This window comes from Sphingomonas sp. PAMC 26621 (assembly GCF_000251145.1).
In the GTDB taxonomy this organism is placed as follows: domain Bacteria; phylum Pseudomonadota; class Alphaproteobacteria; order Sphingomonadales; family Sphingomonadaceae; genus Sphingomonas.
Window position 1 is genome coordinate 67,487 of record NZ_AIDW01000014.1, and the last position, 19,788, is coordinate 87,274.

Here is a 19,788-nt window from a genome sequence, read left to right on the forward strand (position 1 = left end):
ACAAAACGTCCCGACCACCGGCCGGGACGAGGGGTTGCGGCGACCACCGGTCGCGGCGGGGGGAGGGTAAGGTCAGAAATTGTAGCGCATTCCGATCCGGAACATCCGGCCAAGCGTATCGTACAATCCCTGGTTGACGTCGATTCCGGTGTTGGTCTGCGGCGATGGTTCCGGATCGCTGTTGAGCAGATTGTCGATCTTGAAATAGGCGTTGAGCTTCTTGGTGACGTTGAACGACCCGCCGATGTCGAGATAGAAGGCACCCGGCATCGTGTTGTTGTCGATCGTCGGCCGCTGCGTGTTCTGCAGCGGGGTGCGCCCGGTCGGGCAGGTGCCCACGCTGCACACGACATATTCGTTGCTGTACACACCGTCACTGAACCAGCGCTCTTGCACGTTGAAGCTCACCCGGTCGCTGCTCCATGTCTGCGTCGCGAGGAGCTTCCACGACGGCGTGTTGCCGGCATTGACGCCCGCGCCCTGCGTCGGGATCGTGCCGGGAACGCCCGGATCGGTGATGAAGTTCTTCACGTTGGTCGCCAGCCCGCGGATCGCGATCCGCCCGGGCAGCCCGACCTTGTCGAGCGAGGTCTGGTAGCTTGCCTCGATATCGAACCCGTCGGTGAAGATCGACGCGAGGTTGAACGCCTGGAGATTGACGAACGGCGTGCCGGTCGCGGGGGCCAGATCGAACGCACTGCACAGCGTGGTGACGCCGTTGAAGCAGAGATTGACCTCCTGCTGCGCGTTGAGCGTCGAGATGACTCCGTTGAGCTTGATCCGGTAGTAATCGAACGAGGCGCTGAACCCGGGGAGCAGCGACGTCCGCGTCAGCACGATCCCCGCGGTTGTATTGCGCGCGATCTCGGGCTTGAGCGCGGTGTTGCCGATCGCATTCTGCAGGATGGTCAGCGCGCTGCCGTTGAACGGGTTGGTGAAGTTGGGGACGGTCGTGGTGATCGGCGCGGCGAACAGCTCGGACAGGTTGGGCGCGCGGACGTCGCGCGAGGTGACCGCGCGCAGCCGGATGCCGTCGATCGGCGTGTCCCAGGTGCCGCCGATCTTCCAGGTATAGACCGTGCCCGACGTGCTGTAATTGGTCACGCGGCCCGCGACGTTGAGGTTGGCTTTCCCCAGCTGTTCCGAATTGACGAACGGCAGGTTCACTTCGAGGAACCCTTCCGCGACGTGATAGCTGCCGCGGCCATTGTGGTAATTGCCCGCATACCAGTTCGCGCCATTGGTCGAGAGCAGCGGGTCGGCCGGGTAGGCAGCGGAATTCGGGCTCTCGCTCGACACGCCATTGCCGTAGGGATCGCCGACGACATGGTAGAATTCGTTGCGATATTCCGCACCCGCCGCGACCGAGACCGGCCCCGCCCATAACGTCAGCGGCGAGCCGCTGAAGCTGAAGTTGAACGCGTCCTGCGTCTGGCGGGTATGCTGGAACGGGCCGTTCTCGGGTTCGATATAGGCAAGCGCGGCCGCGCTCGGCGTCGCCCCGCCGATGATGTTGATCGGCACGCACCCGCTCGCACGCGCTGCCGCACTCGCGCAGACGATCTCGCCGTTGAGCCGGATCGCCTGGATCGCGGCATTGTAGCGCGGGGTCAGCGTGATGTTGTCGACGTTGATGTCGGTGATGTTCTCGCCATGCTCGTAGGAGACGTCATACGACCAGTCGGTCCCGAGCACCGGCACCTTGCCCGCGGCACCCCCGACGAAGCGATATTGCTTGCGCGACGGATAGACCGTGATGTTGCGCGGAAGCTCGCCGTTGCTCGTGCCGAACTGGAACTGCGTGATCCCCGCGGTCGCGCACGCCGCCTGGATCGAGGCAGGGACATAGGGGTTCGAACATTGCAGCGTCAGCCCGGACTTGGTCGCGCCCGGGTTGGGCTGGTTCATCGTGTCGACCTGCGCGATGTTGACCGTCGCATAGATCTCGTTGTTGGCGTCGATGTCGAACCCGACACGGCCATAGCCATTGTAGCGATCCAGCCGCGACTGGAGCGTGGTGCCGATCCCGACGTTGCCGGACAGGTCGCCGCCGAGGCAGAACCCGCCCGAGGCAAAACAGCCCGAGACGTTGCCTGCGGCATTCTTCGCGGGAACGCCGTTCGAGCCATATTGGAACGGGAACGGGTTGCCGTTGACGTCGAACGCGGTGCCCTGCAGCGGTCCGGCGCTGATCAGCCCGTATTTGGTATATTGATACGCCTGCGCGTGATCGCGCACGAGATATTGCGGCGATCCGTCGTTGGTGACGCCGCGGTTGACGAAGGTGGTCGTGCGATACCAGTTGCGCGACCCCGCCAGATCCTCGCCGAACCCGCCGGCGGGGACGCCATCCTCGTGATCATATTCCCCGCTGAGCTGGACATGGAGCCGGTCGTTGAAGAACGCCTTGCCGACCGCCGCCTGGAACAGCCCCTGCTTGTTGTCGCCGTAGGTGGTGATGCCGCCCTGGACGTTCGCCTTGAACCCGACGAAGCGCTTGTCGGTGATGAAGTTGACGACACCGCCGACCGCATCCGACCCGTAGGAAGCCGACGCGCCGCCGGTCACCACGTCGACGCGCTTGACCAGCAACTGCGGGAACAGGCTGATGTCGGGCACGCCGGTCACGTTCGCCCCGACGACGCGCTGGCCGTCGAGCAGCGTCAACGTGCGGATTGTGCCCAGGCCGCGCAGCGAGAAGGAGCTCAGCCCCTGCTGCCCGCTCGAGGTGCTGTTGGTGCCGGTGGTGACCCCGCTCGACCCCTGCAGCGAGGGCAATTGCGCGATGGTGGTGAAGATGTTGGGCTGCGCGTTGCGGGCGATATCGGCGACACCGATCACGGTCGTGGGCGTCGGCGCGGTGAAGCCGCTCGCGGTGATGCGCGAACCCGTGACGACGATGTCGCCGTCCGCCGGCGACGCGTCGGGCGCGTTGGGAACCGGGGCGGGCGCGGGGACGACCGCCTGATCCGGGACCGACTGGCCCGCGTCCGGGGCGGTCTGCGCGCTCGCCGGGACCGCAAGTGCGATCGCGATCAGCGAGGCGACGCTCGCCCCGAGCAGGATCCCGCGGCGCCGTGCGACGGGAGAGGTGTCTGAAATGATGCTAGCCATGATAATCCCCACCTGTTTGTTTTATCGTTGATTTAAAGTCTTTTACGATCGCCGGCTCATACCCTGACCGAATAGAGCGCATGGTGCGTCAGGATGAACAGCGTTCGCCCGTCCGCCCCGCCGAAGATCAGTTGCAGCGGCCGCTCGGGCACGTCGATCCGGCCGATCGCGCTGCCGTCGGGTGCATGGACGAAGACCTGCCCGTTCGCGATGAAGACGCGCCCCTCGCCATCGACCGCGACGCTTTCGCCGCCGCGTTCCGTGAACATCTTGAGATCGGTCAGCGTGCCCCCCGCGCCGACCAGCCCACTGAGCGTACGCCCTTCGGACTCGTTGCTGACGAACACGCGCGACCCGGTCTTGCCGCGGACGAAGCCATACGCATCAAGCGTATCCGAGAAGCGCCAGCCGACATGGTCGGGCGTGCCCTGTTGCCACACCCGGAACGCGGGGAGGACGAGGCTGCCATCGGGCGAGACATATTCGAGCGGTTTCGCGGTGCCGGCGTCGCGCGCGAACATTTCGCCGAGCGTGGTGAAATGGTCGGTCTTCGCATCATATTGATCGCGGAATTCGCCGTTGTTCCACCAGTTGACCGGTAGCAGCGTGGTCGCGTCGGGATGCGCGGCGGCGGGCGTCGCCGGGATGACCTGCAGCGCGGCTTTGGGGGCGGCGGGGTCGAACGCATAGACGCTCGCCTCCGCCCCGAGCGAGGACAGGACGAGCAGCTTGCCCGATGCCTCGACCGCGAGGTTGACCGGGTCGAGCGCTGCGTCGCGCACCGTCTCGAGCCCCTTGGCCTCGGTCCAGCGATGGATCCGCTGGAAGCGATGTTCGACGAAATAGAGCGCTCCCTTCGCATCGACCGCCGCGCCCGAGATCGAGAAGAACCCGTCTTCGAGCTTGCGGACCGGACCGATGCCGGGGATCGATGCCGTCGGCGCGGCGACGATCGGGGTCGCGGGCAAGTCGAGCCGCGCGAACTCGCGCTCGCGCAGCGCGACGTGGCGGGTCTTGTCGACGATCGCATTCTCGAACGGGAACTTGCTCGCGCGGACATAGGTGCCGCAGCCCGCAGGTTCGCAACTTGCGAACGCGCTCTCGGCGTTCACATGGACGTTGCGGAAGCGGATGTCGCTGCTGTTGGTCAGCTGGACCGCGCTCGCCGCCGGGTGGAAGGTCCGCGTGACGCGATAGCTGTGGTAATTGGCGAACAGCAGGTTGCGCGAATTGCGGATCGCGAGCGACACCGCGTCCATCCCCTCGCCGACTTCCTGCTCGGTCTGCGGCGCGAGGAACTCCCAATTCTCGACCCCGTCGAGGACGATCTCGTTGCGGACGTGATGCTCCGCCGACAGTTCGTAAACGTGCCCCGGCGTCTTCGTGTCGGAGACGTAGAAGCCCGCCTGCGCGAAGGTATTCGGCGTCCACACATCGGCGAAGGTGCCGCCGCCGCCATCGGTGACCCAGATGCTCGGATATTGCGCGTCCCAGTGGTTGTCCGCGACCGGGTCGCCGCTGCGCGCGCTCTTCGCGCCGAGCGGGAGGCCGTCGGCGGTGGGGGTTCCGCCGCCGCCCATGATCTTGACGTCGTCGAGCAGCGAGTCCGCGCCCGATCGCCACAGCAGCGCCGACGCACGCGGGTTGATCCGCCCGGTGAACAGCCCGATGCCGGAGACGATGTTGCTCCCGCCGCGTGGCGTCTCGAGCAGCGGGACGACGCCGCCGAGCCCGGCGTGCGCGGGGTTGTTGTCGGGCAGGACGAGCTGCGTCAGCGCCGGATGAAGCCCGAGCAGCACACTGTCGGGCTTAAGCTTGAGCGGCGCGGTGATCCGGTAGAATCCGATCGGCAGATACACCACGCGGTGCGTGTCGATCGCGCGCTGAAGCGCGGCGGTATCGTCGGTCTTGCCGTCGCCGACGACGCCGAGGCTGCGCGCGTCGGTCCAGTCCTTGACCGCTGGCAAGGCGCGGATCGCTGGAGGGACGAGGGCGGGAAGCACGCGCAACGGTACGATCTGCGCGTCGGTCGCGACCGTGCCGATCGCGCCCAGCGCGGGGACCGCGACGCCGTGGCTGAATGCGGTGACGCGATAGCTGCGGCCCTTGCCCGCGATCGTCTTGCCGCTCTCGCGGAACTGCGCGAACACGGGCGTCTCGGTCGCGACCGCATTGTCGAAGCCGATCTGCGTGAAGACGCTGTTCTCGCGGCTGACGACGACGCCCGCGCGCGACACCCGCTCGAACCGGACATCCTTGCCCCACAACGAATCGCTGTAACCCGGGTCGATCTCGATCCCGACCGGCGTGTCGCGGATCGCGACGTTGACCAGGGTGAGGTCGACCTCATGCTCGCGGATCGCGGCATCGCGCTGGCCGTCGAAGCTCGAATCGATCAGCGTGAACTGCCACGCGGGCGAGGTCTTCTCGGTGACGATGCCATAGCGGCCGCCGTGGAAATGCACGTCCTCCATGACGTTGCCCGCCTGGTAGACGCCCGCGAAGGCGGAGCCGAGGCGGAAGTCCATGTGGCTGAGGAAGGCATGCTGCGCGACGTGGAAGCGCACCGCGGTCGCCGCCGGGTTCCCCGCGCCGATCTCGACGTCGACGTTGCTCATCGCCGAATAGAAGGTCGCCGAATTGGCGTCGCGCACGTCGTCGCGCGGCGGGACGACGGTGGTGACGGGGACGGGGACCTTGCCGACGTTATACTGGTCGCCGCCGGTGAAGATCACCATCGTGCCGACCCCGCTCTGGAACCCCGGCGTCGCGTCGGCGAGCACCAGCACGGGGCGTGTCGGCCCCACGCCGAAGATGCGGACGCCCGGGGGCACGAGGATGCTGCGCGACACGCGATACCGGCCCGAGGGGAGGAACACGATCCCCGCACCCTGCCCATCGGCGCGGCGCGCGGCGTCGATCGCGTGCTGGATCGCGGCGGTGGCATCGGTCTTGCCGTCCGCCGCCTGCTTGACGGTGATGGCCAGCGGGTCCTTCGGGGCGGTCGCCAGCGTCGAACGACCGGCCTGCGCGGCGCCGGGCAACAGCATCGCCGCCGTCGTCATCAGCCAGACTGCGCTTCTCTTGATCACGTCGACGCTCTCCCGGGCCCAGCGCCTGCAAGGCCGGACTGCTGCTGGATAGTCTGCGTATTCGGGCGTGCCATCCGCGACCAAGGTCGTAGTTTTCATCCGCGCAGGCGCTGCGCTAGAGCGCCATCCGGCATGGTCCGGCCTCGCGCGATCGTGGAGCGCGGGGGGCCGTGCGGTACAAGGACATGACTTTGCAACGGGTATCCGCCACCAGCACGATCGCGCCGATGGCGGTCATCATCATGGGCGTCAGCGGCAGCGGCAAATCGACGCTCGGGGCGATGCTCGCCCCGATGTTGCACGCCAGCTTCGTCGAGGGGGATTCGTTCCATGACGCGGCGGCGGTCGCGAAGATGCGCAGCGGCCATCCGCTCGACGATGCGGATCGCTGGCCCTGGCTCGACCGGCTCGGCACGGCGATCGGCGTGCGAGTGCGCCGCGATGGCGTGGCGGTGGCGGCATGCTCGGCGCTGCGCCGTGTCTATCGCGAACGGCTTTCCACCGCGATCGGCCAGCCGACGCGGTTCATCCTGCTCGACGACAGCCGTGCGGAACTTCAGCGGCGGATGGCGGCGCGTGCCGGGCATTACATGCCGCCGAGCCTGCTCGACAGCCAGATCGCCACGCTCGAACGCCCCGCGCCCGACGAGGCCGCGACGATCCTCGACGCCAGCGCCCCGGCCGAGGACCTGAGCGCCGAGGCCGTCGAATGGCTGACGCGCGAAGCGGCACGGCTGCGCGCAACGCAGGCGTAGGGTTCCCGACCCCGTCGCGCGGGCGATCCGCTACGGCATCAGCCGCTTGCGTCCCTCCGACAGATGCCAGCGCATCGCCAGCGCGGCGCCGTCCGGGTCCTGCACCCGGATCGCTTCCACCACCATCTCATGCTCGCGCAGCATCGCGCCGATCACCTCGGGCGGGCGCGAGCGCGAGATGTCGACGCCCGCGCGCATGATCCGCTCGACATCCGCGAACAGCGCCTCGAACGCGATCAGGAACGCGGGGTTGGCGGTCGCCAGCATCACGCGGCGGTGGAATTCCATGTCCTCGTCATGCGCGGGTGCGCTCGACAGCAGGGCGGTGCGGAGACGGAGCAACCCGTCCTCGATCTGCGCCATCTCCTCGTCCGAGCGCCGCGTCGCGGCAAGCCGCGCGGCTTCCGCCTCGAGCACGAAGCGGACCTCATAGGTGCCGAGCGTCGCGGACATATGATCCATCGGCATGAATGCGATCAACTGGTCGGACGGGCGGCGCTTGACGAACGACCCCGCGCCACGCCGCGCCTCGGTGATCCCGTCCGACGCGAGCCGAACCAACGCCTCGCGCACGATCGTCCGCGACATGCCGAAGGTCTCGGCGAGCCGCGCCTCGGACGGCAGCCGGTCCCCCACCGCCAGCGCGTCGGCGTTGATGATCTCGACGATGCCGGCATAGGCCCTGTCGGCCAGACGCCCCTCGCTCATCGGTCTCTCCCTCGCAATCCTCGCAGCGGCCAGAGTAGCCGAAGCGTCGTTGCGTTCAACGCAGATGCCGGGATGGCGCGCCCGTGGTCAAGCTGTCGGACAGCATTGCGTCAAATTGGCAACAAATCGCAGAATATGACGCTTTGGAAACAATGGGGGGTTGAACCTGTCCAACCAATTTGCCTAGGATATGGATGTGAGGACTCGAAAGCGGGCCTTGCGCGACCGGCGCGTCCGGTCGGACGAAGTGCGTGCAACGTCACGCCCAACGCTACAGGGAGAGGTTGCGTGATAGCCGATCAATCGCATGCGCCGTCTGATGACGCCGCCCCGGACCAGCCGCTCGCGCTGCTGACGCCGACCCAGCGCAAGGTGCTCGAAGGCGTGTCCTCGGGTCAGCTCAACAAGCAGATCGCGTTCGACCTCGGGATCGCCGAGGCGACGGTCAAGGCGCACATGACCGCGCTGATGCGCAAGCTCAAGGTCCGCAACCGCACGCAACTCGCCATCACTGCGCAGTCGCTCGGGTGGCAGGGGCAGATGCTTGCGCATTGATGGGATGGGAAAGCCGGTGATCGACTTCGGACGACGCGACGTGCTGCTCGGGTCCGCCGCGCTCCTGCTGGCGACCAGCAGCGCCGCGCGTGCGGTGCCGGGGCGCAAGCTCGGCTATGCGATCGTCGGGCTCGGCGGCTACGGCCTCGGCGTGATCATCCCGCAATTCGTCAATTGCACGCACAGCCGCCTCGCCGCGGTGGTGAGCGGCGACCGCGCGAAGGCGACGCGACTCGCCGCCGAGCATGGCCTCGGCGCGGGGGCGATCTACTCCTACGCCGATTTCAACCGGATCCGCGACAATCCCGACGTCGATATCGTCTATGTCTGTTTGCCCAATGCGATGCACGCCGAGTTCACGATCCGCGCCGCGCGCGCGGGCAAGCACGTGCTCTGCGAAAAGCCGATGGCGGTGTCGGTCGCGGAATGCGAGGCGATGATCGCGGCGTGTCGTGCGGCGGATCGCAAGCTGATGATCGGTTATCGCTGCCATTTCGAGGCGTATAATCTCGAGGCGATGCGGCTGGCGCGGAGCGGGGCGGCGGGGAAGATCCGCTACGTCCGCAGCGAGCATGGCTTCGTCCAGCACGATCCGGCGCGTGGCGGCTCAAGCGGGCGCTGTCCGGCGGGGGCTCGCTTATGGACATGGGCATCTACAGCCTGCAGGCCGCGCGCTACATGACCGGCGAGGAACCCGTCGCGGTCACCGCGCGCGAATCGACCGACCGGCGCGACCCGCGCTTCCGCGAGGTCGAGGACATCCTCGACTGGACGCTCGAATTCCCGTCCGGCGCGATCGCGAGTTGCCAGTCGATGTACAGCGCCGCGCAGAACCACGTGCTGCTGATGGGCGACGCGGGGCGGATCGAGCTCGAACCCGCGACGCGGTATACCGGCAACCACATGTGGGTCGGCGAGGACGGTCGCGAGAAAGCGGTCACCCCGCCGCCGGGGCCGCGCGTCACGCAATTCGCGGGGCAGCTCGACCATATGTCCGAGAGCGTCGTCGCCGGGCGGCAGCCGATCGTCTCGGGCGAGGAGGGCCTGCGCGACATGCGGATCGTCGAAGCGATCTACCGCTCCGCGCGTGAGGGGCGGACGATCCGGCTGGGGTAGGAGGGCCGGAACCGCCACCTCTCCGTTCGTTTCGAGCCTAGTCGAGAAACTTGGCACAGCGCGGGGTTTCTCGTTTTCGCTCGAAACGAACGGGGGGGCAGGAAAATGCCGGAGCCCCTCGCCCGGCACGGAATTTCGTGGCAGCACGCGGGCATGTCCGATCTTCCGCCTCTCGCCGCACCGACCCCCAAAGCGCTCGAGGGCGTCAAGGTCCTCGACCTGTCGCGCGTCCTCGCCGGCCCGTGGGCGACGCAGATGCTGGGCGACCTCGGTGCGGATATCCTCAAGATCGAGCAGCCGGGGCAGGGCGACGATACCCGCCGCTGGGGCGGACCCGCGCTCGCCGACGGCTCGGGCGATTCCGCCTATTTCCTGTGCGCGAACCGCAACAAGCGCTCGCTCGCGATCGATCTCTCGACCCCCGAGGGCGCCGCGCTGATCCGGCGGCTGGCGCTGCAGAGCGACATCGTCGTCGAGAATTTTCGCGTCGGCGGGCTCGCGAAATACGGGCTCGACCATGCCGCGCTGTCCGCGCTCAACCCGCGGCTGATCTATTGCTCGATCACCGGCTTTGGACAGACCGGGCCTTATGCCGACAAGGGCGGCTATGACTTTTTGATCCAGGCGATGGGCGGGCTGATGAGCATCACCGGCCTGCCCGATGGCGTGCCCGGCGGCGGGCCGATGAAGGTCGGCGTGCCGATCGTCGACCTGTTCACCGGCATCTACGCCACCGTCGCGATCCTCGCCGCGCTGCGCCACCGCGATGCGACCGGGCAGGGCCAGCATATCGATTGCGCGCTGCTCGATACGCAGCTCAGCATGCTGTCGAACCAGGCGTCGCGCTATCTCAACGGCGGCGCGGTGCCGGGGCGGCTGGGGAACGACCACCCCGATATCGTGCCGTATCGCGATTACGCGTGCGCGGACGGCGATATCGTCGTCGCGCTTGGCAACGACCGGCAGTTCCGCGATTTCGCGGCGATTCTCGGGCTGGGCGCGCTGCTCGAGGATCCACGGTTCGCGAGCGTATCGCTGCGCAGCGCCAATCGCGCGGCGCTGCACGATCTGATCGGCCCGGCGGTGGCACGGTGGCACGTGGACGATCTGGTCGTGGCGATGGAGGCGGCGAAGCTGCCGGCGGGCAAGGTGCAGGGCATTCCGGAGATCCTCGCGGATCCGCAGGTTGCGGCGCGGGGGGCGGTGCAGACGCTGGCGCGCGACGACGGCACGCCGCTGCGGGTGGTCGGTTTCCCGGTGACATTGTCGGCGACGCCGGCCCGCTACGATCGCGCACCACCGCGCGCCGGGTCGGATACGCGCGCGGTGCTGGGGGAGGTGCTGGGTGTGTCGGAGGTGGAGCTGGATGTGCTTGCGGCGAGTGGGGTGATTGGGGGTTAGAGCGCTGTTGTTGTTTAACGAATGCGCTTCCCCGGCGAAGGCCGGGGCCCAGTAGCGAAGGTCGCCGTTCTCGCGCGGTGCGCGCACTAACTGCTGCGCCGCTACTGGGTCCCGGCCTTCGCCGGGGAAGCGTAAGAAGGGGGAAGAGCGGGAGGGGGAGGGTGATCGGCAATTCCCCCACCTCCGCAGCCATCACCGGCCCTTGAACAGCCCGCCCAGCACACCGCGCACGAGGCTCCCGACGATCCCGCCCGCAGCCCCGCGCGACGAGCCGAATACCGCCTTCGACACCTCGTTCGCGACCTGCCGCCCGACCGCCGAAGACGCCGACCGCGCCGCCGAGGTCGCAACCCGGTTCCACGGCGAGTTTGCCGCGGCGCGCGCGTCGTCCTTCGCCTTGCGGTCGGCCTCGCGCTGTTCGGCGACGCGCTGCTTTTCCGCAACGCGCGCGGCGACCGCATCGGCCTTCGCCTGGACCGCGGCAGCCTTGTCCGCGGCCGACTTGGCAGCGGCTTCGGCGGCGGCAGCGGCGGCTTCCTGCGCCTTGCCCGACAGGATCTCCTCGGCCGAAACCCGGTCGATCGGCGTGTCGTATTTCGTGCCGACCGGATCGGTCTGGATCAGCACGCCGCGCTCGACCGGCGTCACCGGGCCGACGCGCGAGCCCGGCGGCGCGATCAGCGTGCGTTCGACCGGCGCGGGCGAGCCATCGGGGAGCAGCATCGAGACAAGCGCCTCGCCGACCTTCAGCTCGGTGATCGCAGTCTCGACGTCGACCCCGGGGTTCGCGCGGAAGGTCGTCGCCGCCGCGCGCACCGCCGCCTGGTCGCGCGGGGTGAAGGCGCGGAGCGCATGCTGGACGCGGTTGCCGAGCTGTCCCGCCACCGTATCGGGGATATCGATCGGGTTCTGCGTGATGAAATAGATGCCGACGCCCTTGGAGCGGATCAGCCGCACGACCTGCTCGATCTTCTCGAGCAACGCCTTGGGTGCGGCATCGAACAGCAGATGCGCCTCGTCGAAGAAGAAGCACAGCACCGGCTTGTCGGGATCGCCCACCTCGGGAAGATGCTCGAACAATTCGCTCATCAGCCACAGCAGGAAGGTGGCGTACAGCTTGGGGCTCGCCATCAGCTTGTCCGCCGCGAGGACGTTGACGATGCCGCGGCCCTTGTCGTCGAGCCCGATGAAATCGTCCATGTCGAGCGCAGGCTCGCCGAAGAAATGCTCGCCGCCCTGGCTGCGCAACTGGAGCAGCGCGCGCTGGATCGTCCCGACCGACTGTTTGGAGACGTTGCCGTAAGTGGTCGTCAGTTCCTCCGCGCGGCCCGCGCAATCGACCAGCATCGCCTGCAAGTCATCGAGGTCGAGCAACAGCAGCCCGTCCTTATCCGCGACGTGGAAGGCGATCGTCAGCACGCCTTCCTGCACCTCGTTCAGGTCCATCAGCCGCGACAGCAGCAGCGGCCCCATCTCGCTGACGGTGGTGCGGATCGGATGGCCTTGCTCGCCGAACAGATCCCAGAACTGCACCGGGGTATCGGCATAGGCCCAGCTCGCATCCCCGATTTCGGCGGCGCGCGCGGCGAAGGTGGCGTGGGTCTTTGCGGTGGCGGAGCCCGCCATCGCGAGGCCGGAGAGATCGCCCTTCACGTCGGCGACGAAACAGGGGACGCCCGCCTTCGACAGGCCCTCGATCAGGCCCTGGACCGTGACGGTCTTGCCGGTGCCGGTCGCGCCCGCGATCAGGCCGTGCCGGTTGGCGCGCTTGAGGTCTAGCTGTTGGGGCTTGGTGCCGCCCGTGCCGGCGCCGATGAAAATGCCACCTGGGGCAATAGGGGTGTCGGTCATTACAGGGCCTCCCGAGCGCGCGCTTGCGGTCAAAGCTATTGCGCGAAATCGGTGGCGGCGGAAGGAAAATCCCGCTCCCCCAGTGGGGGGAGCGGGACGTTCGTCTTACTTCTTGAGCTTGACGCCGATGAACGCAGCCGGGTTGCGCCCGCGGACCAGCAACAGCGCGATCTGCGTGCGACCGGCGGCCTTGGCCTGCGCGACGGCTGCGGCGAGCGCTGCCGGGGTCGTCGTCGGCGCGCCATTAGCGGAGATGATGACATCGCCGCGCTTCAGGCCCTTGGACGCCGCGTCGCTGGTCGGATCGACCATCCCGACGACAACGCCCTGCACCGACGAATCGATGCTGAAGGTGCGCGCGATCGGCGGGGTCAACGTCTGGACGGTGACGCCGAGCGCGTTCGGCACGGCCTTTGGCACCGTCGGCGTATCGTCGTCGTCGCTCATGTCGTCACTCTCGGCACCGCTCGCCTTTGCGATCAGCGCTTCCTCGGACGGACGCGTGCCGATCACGGTCGCGATCGTCATCGGGCGGCCCTGCCGCAGGATGTCGATCGGGACGCGGCTGCCCGGCGTGATGTTCGCGACGAGATAGCTGAGCGACTGGTCGGGGTTGACCTGCTTGCCATCGACACGCAGCACGACGTCACCGACCTTGAGCCCGGCCTTTTCGGCGGGCTGGCCCGGCTCGATCTGGCGGAGCAGCTCGCCCTGGTTCTTGGGCAGGCCGAACGAGTTGGCGAGGTCGTCGTCGATCGGCTGCGGGCCGACGCCGAGATAGCCGCGCGCGATCGTCGTGCCCTTCATCAGCTTTTCGATGACCGGCTTGGCGTCGTCGGCGGGAATGGCGAAGCCGATCCCGATGTTGCCGCCCGATTGCCCTGCGAAAATCTGCGAGTTGATGCCGATGACGTTGCCCGAGAGGTCGAACATCGGGCCGCCCGAGTTGCCCTGGTTGATCGCGGCATCGGTCTGGATGAAGCGGTCATACGCGCCGCCGCCCGTCACGCGGTGCAGCGACGAGACGATCCCCGCGGTCACCGTGCCGCCGAGACCGAACGGATTGCCGATCGCGACGACCCAGTCGCCGACGCGCGCCGCGTTGGAGTTGCCGAACTTGACGAACGGCAGCGCCTTGGCGTCGATCTTGAGCAGCGCGAGATCCGACGTCGGATCGCGGCCGATCAGCTTGGCGACATATTCCTTGCGGTCGGTGAGCGTGACGGTGATCGAATCGACCGTCGCGCCCTTGGCGCCTGCAGCGACGACGTGGTTGTTGGTGACGACATAACCGTCGGGCGAGATGATGAAGCCCGAACCGAGCGACGTCGCCTGGCGCGTCACTGGCGCGGCGCCACCGCCTTGGCTCTGGTTGAACAGACCCTCGAACGGCGTGCCCGCGAACGGGTTGGGCTGCTGTGCCTGGGTAATGTGCTGGCTGGTCGAGATGTTGACGACCGCAGGCTGCAGCTTGGCGACCAGATCAGCGAAACTCATCGGCGCGCCGGCCTTGGGCGCGGACGCGGCCATGGCGGCGGGTTCGTTCTGCGCGGTTTGCGCACCGCTCATCGTGGGGAGCGCGATGGCGGTCGCTGTGCCGCTCAGCAACAGGGCGGCGGTGATGGCGTAGGCGTAGCGCACTAGTGATCTTCCTCTCGTCTACCGTGAACGGCAACGCGCATAGTCATACGACGCGATGCTGAACGACGTTTGAATATGAACCGTTGGTCAGGCGAAATGGATGCACTCTATCACTTCTTGCCCTCGAATTGGCGCAGATAGGCATTGTCGCCCGACAGGACCATCGACGTGTCGCCCTTCGCCTCTGACCCGAAGGTCGTGCGGTAGGACTGCATTGCGCGATAGAAATCGTAGAAGTCGGGGTCCTTGTTGAACGCCTCTGCGTAAATCTGCGCGGCCTTCGCGTCCGCTTCCGCGCTGATGATCTGCGCATCCTGCTGGCCCTTGGCCTGGATCGTCAGGCGCTCCTGCTGGCGCGCGGTCTTCATCCGGTCGAACGCGCTCTGCAGCGGCGTACCCGCGGGAAGATCGGTCCGCTTGATGCGGACGTCGATGATCTGCACGCCATATTGGCTGGCGAGTTTCTGCAGGCCGGCACGGATATTGTCCATCACCTGCCCACGCTCAGGGCTGAGCAGCGACGCCGACGGGCGCTTGCCAAGCTCGTTGCGCAACGCCGAGCTCAGCAACGGCTGGAGCTGGTCGATCACGCGCTGTTCGGTCACCGAGGTGCTGCCGGTCGACGTCACCGCCTGCAGCGGATCGACGATCCGGAAGCGGGCATAGGCATCGACCTCGAGCCGCAACTGGTCGGTCGAGAGCACGGGCTGCTTGTCGAGTTCGACATCGAGGACGCGCTTGTCGACCCAGATCAGCCGGTCGACGAACGGAATCCGTGCGGCAAGGCCCGCACCGGTGCTGCCGAACACTTCGTTCGGCTTCCACCGGTTGATCGTGCGGTACGGCTGTTCGAAGCGCAGGATGACCGCCTGGCTCGTCTCGGGAACGATCGTCAGCGAACTGGCGAGCAGGATCAGCCCGACCATGGCGGCGGCGCCGAGCGTTACGGGGTTACGGGCGAGATTCACTGGGCTGCTCCCGGAGCGGGCGTTTGCGGGGCGAGGGCGGCGGGCGCGATCGCTTCGGGAAGCTTCTTGCCGCGCGACAGCGGCAGATAGGGCACGACGCCCGGTGCCTCGACGATCGTCTTGTCGCTGCGCGCCAGCACCTGCTCCATGGTCTCGTAATAGAGACGGCGGCGAGTCACCTCGGGGGCGAGGCGGTATTGGGCGTACAGCACGTCGAACGAGGTCGCATCCGCCTGCGCACGCGCCAGCGTCTGCTGCGCATACCCACGCGCCCGGTTGATGTTGCCCTGCGCCTCCTGCTGCGCTGCCGAGACCGCCTTGAAATCGTCGATCACCTGCGCCGGGGGCGCGGCGTTCTTGATCGCGACGCCCTGGATGCGGATGCCCGAATTATAGCGGTCGAGGATCGACTGCATCTGCTCCTCGGCGCGGACTTCCATCGCGTCGCGGCCGCCACCGAGCGCCTGGTCGAGCGATACGGTCGCGACGACCGCACGCATCGCGCTTTCGGCGGTCGCGCGGAGCGTCGACTTCTGGTCCTTGATCTGGAACGCGAAGTCTTGCGGGTTGCTGATGATCCAGCGCACCGAATAATCGAGATCGACGACGTTCTGGTCGCGCGTCAGCATCAGGTTCGCACCCGAGCCTTCCTCGGGGAAGGTGTCGGTGCTGATCTGCGCGACGTCGACCTTGGCGACCGACGACAGCGGCGCGGGCATCGTCAGGCGGATACCCGGCTCGAGCGTCCCGGCATAGCGACCGAGGAACGTCACGACACCGCGCTGCTGCGGCCCGATCGAATGGACCGCGGTAAAGGCGAGCCACAGCACGAGGATGATCCCGACGCCGATGATCCACAACTGCGTCGGCGAAGGCGTGCCGGGGATCCGCGGGCGACCGCCGAAGCCGCCACCATTCCCGCCGCCGCCCCCCGAGGTGCGCGCGCGCTTGAGGAATTCGTCGAGCGCGCTCGGTCCGGTCTGTTTCCCGCGCGGCGTGCCGCTTGGCGGTTGCGCCCAGGGATTGCGCGGGCCACCCCCGCCGGGCGTGCCGCCCTTGCCGTCGTCGTCGGAACCGCTCGGAGGGCCGCCCCAGGGGCCCTTGTTGTCGGCGGTAAGGATGGAGAGGCGGCGGAACCAGCCCGAAAGGATCGTCATATGACCTTTATAGGGGGCAAGACTTACGAAAAACAGTGGCAAGCGCACGCCACGCGCCTATCTGCACGCGGATGACCGATCCAGTTTCGCTAGACGCCATGCTAGCCCCCGTTGCGGGCACCCGCGCCACCGGCCGTATCGAAGGCGATCGCGCCAGTATCGTGGTCGATGTCAGCGGTCTCGACGAGGCCGAGCGCGATTCGCTCGAAGCTAATGTCCGGGCGTTTGCGGGCGGCCTGCCGGGCGTGGCGACGGTGCGCGTCGCGCTCACCAGCCAGCGCAGCCAGCGGCTTTCGATCGCGGTGGCGAGCGGAAAAGGCGGCGTCGGCAAGTCGACCGTGTCGGCCAATCTCGCGATCGGTCTCGCCGCGCGCGGGCGCCGCGTCGGGCTGGTCGATGCCGATATCTACGGCCCGTCGCAGCCCAAGCTGATGGGCGTGGAAGACGCCAAGCCGACCGCGCGTAATAAAGTGTTGCAGCCGGTGCCGACCCCGTTCGGCGTCCCGATGCTGTCGATGGGGATGCTCGTCGCCGCCGACCAGGCGATCGCGTGGCGCGGGCCGATGGCTGCAGGCGCGTTGCAGCAGATGCTCGACGCGAACTGGGGCGAGGCGGATACGCTGGTGCTCGATCTCCCGCCGGGGACGGGCGACGTCCAGCTGACGATGATCCAGAAATACCGGCCGCAGGGCGCGGTGATCGTCTCGACCCCGCAGGATCTCGCGCTGATCGACGCGAAGCGCGCGATCGATCTGTTCGTCAAGGCGGGTATTCCGATCATCGGGCTGGTCGAGAACATGGCGGGCTATGTCTGTCCGTCGTGCGGGGAAGTGTCCGATCCGTTCGGCAGCGGCGGGGCGGAAGCTGCGGCGCTCGCGCTGGGGATTCCTTTCCTCGGGCGGATCCCGCTCGACATGGCCGTGCGAATTTCGTCGGACGCGGGGCGGCCGTCGGTCGCGGGTGACGGGCCGGAGGCAGTCGCGTTCGGTGCCGTTGCGGACAAGGTTGCCGCATGGATCGGGGCGCAACGCTGATGCTGACGCAGGACGTCGAGATCGCGACGCTGTTGCGCGAGACCCGGACGATCGCGCTGGTCGGTGCGTCGGACCGGCCGCATCGGCCATCCAATGGCGTGATGCGGTCGCTGCTGGCGCATGGCTATCGCGTGATTCCGGTCAATCCGCAGCTTGCCGGGACCGAGATCAACGGGGTTGCCGTCGTCGCCACGCTGTCCGACATCGCGGAGCCGATCGACCTGGTCGACATCTTCCGCAATTCCGCCGCTGCCGGGGAGACGGTCGACGCGGCGATCGCGGTTGGCGCCAAGGCGGTGTGGCTCCAGCTCGGGGTGATCAACCTGGAGGCGGCGGCGCGCGCCGAGGCGGCGGGATTGCAGGTGGTGATGGACCGCTGCCCCGCGATCGACATTCCGCGGCTGGCGATTCCGCGCATCGCCTGAAATTCGCCATGATCGCGCCGCAGCTTGAATACCATGCTGTTGCTGATCCTCGCCGCGCAGGTCGCGACATCCGCCCCGGCCGGACCGTCGTCCGCGCCGTCGAAACCCGCGTGGTCGATCCTCGATCCGGTCGGCACCGAACCGTGCAAGCCGCGTGACGGCGTCAAGGCGAAGCCCGACGACATCATCGTGTGCGGCAACCCGCTGCCCTCGCAGACGCTGCCGTATCCGAACGAGGTCGTGCTCGATCGGCCGAAGCCGTCCAACCCCTATTTGACGGGAACCGGCGCGCTCGCGGTGGAAAGCAGCGCGCCGTGCGCGACGATGCAGGGGGGGTGCCCGGGTGGCATCCAATTCTTCAGCGGCGGGACTCAGGTGGTGCGGCTGGTGCAGAAGCTGGTGTCGCCGGGGAGCTGTTGCGAGGACCCGGGGGAGGGCAAGGACCCGATCCGCCTCGGCAAGGACATTGCGCACGGGATCGGCGGCGTGTTCCGCAAGAAGCCGGACAAGTCCGGCCGCGTTGCGATTTCGCTCGAGGATAAAGCGCGACCGTCGGTGATCCTCCCCTAAAAAGCCCCTCCCCTTCAGGGGAGGGGCTTAGATTACCCCAGGATATGCATCCACAACGGCTGACCGACCAGGCTCTGCGATCCGCGCAACCGCTCCAGCGCCTGCGCCACCGCGCGTTCCGGTCCCTCGTGCGTGACGATCGCGACGAGCACCGATCCGTCCGCCATCGCGCCGCGCTGCATCAGGCTCTCGATCGACACCCCCGCATCGCGCATCGCCGCCGCGATCTCCGCCAGCACGCCGACCCGGTCCGCGACCGTGAAGCGCACATACGCGCGCCCGCGCCGGTCGCCGGTGTCGGCGGCGGTCTGCTGCGTCAGCGCATCCGCCGGCATCGCGAACGCCGGGCCGAATTCGCCGCGCGCAATGTCGATCAGGTCCGCCACCACCGCGCTCGCGGTCGGGCCGTCGCCTGCGCCCGCGCCCTGGAACAGCAGCCGCCCGACGAAATTGCCTTCCGCCACCACCGCATTGGTCGCGCCGGTGACATGCGCGAGCGGATGGCTGACCGGCACGAGATGCGGATGCACCCGCTGGAACAACCCGGCCTCGTCCGCCTCGGCGACGCCCAGCAACCGCACGCGATACCCGAGCGCCGCCGCCTCCGCGATATCGGCGGCGAGTACGTGGCGGATTCCGCTCGCGGCGACATCGGCGAAGGCGGGCTGTGTCCCGAATGCAAGGCTCGCGAGCAACGACAGTTTGTGTGCGGCATCGACCCCGTCGATGTCGAAGCTCGGGTCTGCCTCGGCGAACCCGAGTGCCTGCGCCTCAGCGAGGACCTCGGCGAAGTCGCGGCCCTCGGCTTCCATTTTCGACAGGATGAAATTGCACGTCCCGTTGAGAACGCCATAAACCCGCTCGATCACGTTGGCGGCAGCGCCTTCGCGCAGCCCCTTGATCACGGGAACGCCACCCGCGACCGCCGCCTCGAACTTGAGCGCGACCTGCGCGCCTTCCGCGAGCCGCGCGAGCTCGAGCCCGTGGTGCGCGAGCATCGCCTTGTTCGCGGTGACGAAGCTCTTGCCCGCCCCGAGCGTCGCGCGCGCGAGCGTCAGCGCGGGGCCATCCGACCCGCCGACCAGCTCGACCACCACGTCCGCGCCCGACTGCGCGAGCGACGTCGTGTCGTCGACCCACTGGAACCGCTCGATATCGACGCCGCGGTCCTTGGACCGGTCGCGCGCCGACACCGCGACGATCTCGATCGGCCGCCCGGCGCGCCGCGCGATCAGCGCGCCATTGGCGTCGAGCAGGCGGATCACGCCAGCGCCGACCGTGCCGAGCCCGGCGAGCGCGATGCGAAGTGGTTCGGTCATTGTTGCGGTCCCCCGTCCCCCCGGCATCGCGCCGGGGCTGTCATGGTGGACCCGCTAGCGGAGGATTAGACCGCGGAACAAC

General features: G+C 67.8%; 14 protein-coding genes and 1 pseudogene. 7 read left to right on the forward strand and 8 right to left on the reverse strand.

Translation table 11 applies throughout. The annotated features are described in order from the left end of the window. Positions 1-72: 72 nt before the first annotated feature. Complete coding sequence (locus RI03_RS06735) at positions 73-3,114, reverse strand: TonB-dependent receptor plug domain-containing protein (protein ID WP_010216110.1); 3,042 nt, start codon at positions 3,112-3,114, stop codon at positions 73-75. 56 nt (positions 3,115-3,170) lie between these two features. Beyond that, positions 3,171-6,179, reverse strand: coding sequence for a glycosyl hydrolase family 28-related protein (locus RI03_RS06740; protein ID WP_010216112.1), 3,009 nt, complete (start codon positions 6,177-6,179; stop codon positions 3,171-3,173). Between the two features lie 212 nt (positions 6,180-6,391). On the opposite strand from RI03_RS06740, the gene RI03_RS06745 reads away from it, so the two are divergent. Then, on the forward strand, positions 6,392-6,961 hold the full coding sequence (locus RI03_RS06745; RefSeq protein WP_037514914.1) for a gluconokinase: 570 nt from the start codon (positions 6,392-6,394) through the stop codon (positions 6,959-6,961). Between the two features lie 30 nt (positions 6,962-6,991). Here the strand turns inward: RI03_RS06745 and RI03_RS06750 are convergent, their stop codons facing one another. Further along, on the reverse strand, positions 6,992-7,669 hold the full coding sequence (locus RI03_RS06750) for a FadR/GntR family transcriptional regulator (RefSeq protein WP_010163050.1): 678 nt from the start codon (positions 7,667-7,669) through the stop codon (positions 6,992-6,994). Between the two features lie 288 nt (positions 7,670-7,957). On the opposite strand from RI03_RS06750, the gene RI03_RS06755 reads away from it, so the two are divergent. From RI03_RS06755 to RI03_RS06765, 3 genes and pseudogenes are all read left to right on the forward strand, one after another. After that, a complete protein-coding gene (locus RI03_RS06755) occupies positions 7,958-8,224 on the forward strand; it encodes a response regulator transcription factor (protein ID WP_010216115.1) in 267 nt (88 codons plus the stop codon). Between the two features lie 19 nt (positions 8,225-8,243). Beyond that, positions 8,244-9,340 (forward strand): annotated as a pseudogene (locus RI03_RS06760) (Gfo/Idh/MocA family protein). Positions 9,341-9,493: 153 nt separating this feature from the next. Further along, positions 9,494-10,741, forward strand: a complete 1,248-nt coding sequence (locus tag RI03_RS06765) for a CaiB/BaiF CoA transferase family protein (RefSeq protein ID WP_010216116.1) — start codon at positions 9,494-9,496, stop codon at positions 10,739-10,741. A gap of 192 nt (positions 10,742-10,933) precedes the next feature. On the opposite strand, the gene RI03_RS06770 is transcribed toward RI03_RS06765, so the two are convergent. The 4 genes from RI03_RS06770 to hflK all read right to left on the reverse strand — a co-directional run bounded on the left by RI03_RS06770 (position 10,934) and on the right by hflK (position 16,358). Next, positions 10,934-12,592, reverse strand: a complete 1,659-nt coding sequence (locus RI03_RS06770; RefSeq protein ID WP_010216117.1) for a helicase HerA-like domain-containing protein — start codon at positions 12,590-12,592, stop codon at positions 10,934-10,936. Positions 12,593-12,697: 105 nt separating this feature from the next. Then, positions 12,698-14,233, reverse strand: coding sequence for a Do family serine endopeptidase (locus tag RI03_RS06775; RefSeq protein WP_010216118.1), 1,536 nt, complete (start codon positions 14,231-14,233; stop codon positions 12,698-12,700). 110 nt (positions 14,234-14,343) lie between these two features. Continuing rightward, positions 14,344-15,159, reverse strand: coding sequence for a protease modulator HflC (hflC, locus tag RI03_RS06780; protein WP_010163057.1), 816 nt, complete (start codon positions 15,157-15,159; stop codon positions 14,344-14,346). Between the two features lie 38 nt (positions 15,160-15,197). Then, complete coding sequence (hflK, locus tag RI03_RS06785) at positions 15,198-16,358, reverse strand: protease modulator HflK (protein WP_010216119.1); 1,161 nt, start codon at positions 16,356-16,358, stop codon at positions 15,198-15,200. Between the two features lie 71 nt (positions 16,359-16,429). Between hflK and RI03_RS06790 the strand changes: the two genes are divergently transcribed. Genes RI03_RS06790 through RI03_RS06800 form a run of 3 tightly spaced genes read left to right on the forward strand, consistent with a single transcriptional unit; the run spans position 16,430 to position 18,387 of the window. Further along, positions 16,430-17,392, forward strand: a complete 963-nt coding sequence (locus RI03_RS06790; RefSeq protein ID WP_026046511.1) for an Mrp/NBP35 family ATP-binding protein — start codon at positions 16,430-16,432, stop codon at positions 17,390-17,392. Then, on the forward strand, positions 17,371-17,817 hold the full coding sequence (locus tag RI03_RS06795) for a CoA-binding protein (protein WP_010216121.1): 447 nt from the start codon (positions 17,371-17,373) through the stop codon (positions 17,815-17,817). The genes RI03_RS06790 and RI03_RS06795 overlap by 22 nt, the downstream gene beginning before the upstream one ends. A gap of 33 nt (positions 17,818-17,850) precedes the next feature. After that, the gene (locus RI03_RS06800; protein ID WP_010216122.1) at positions 17,851-18,387 is read left to right on the forward strand and encodes a hypothetical protein; all 537 of its coding nucleotides are present in this window, start codon (positions 17,851-17,853) and stop codon (positions 18,385-18,387) included. 32 nt (positions 18,388-18,419) lie between these two features. On the opposite strand, the gene RI03_RS06805 is transcribed toward RI03_RS06800, so the two are convergent. Next, complete coding sequence (locus tag RI03_RS06805; RefSeq protein WP_010216125.1) at positions 18,420-19,706, reverse strand: homoserine dehydrogenase; 1,287 nt, start codon at positions 19,704-19,706, stop codon at positions 18,420-18,422. Positions 19,707-19,788: the final 82 nt, after the last annotated feature.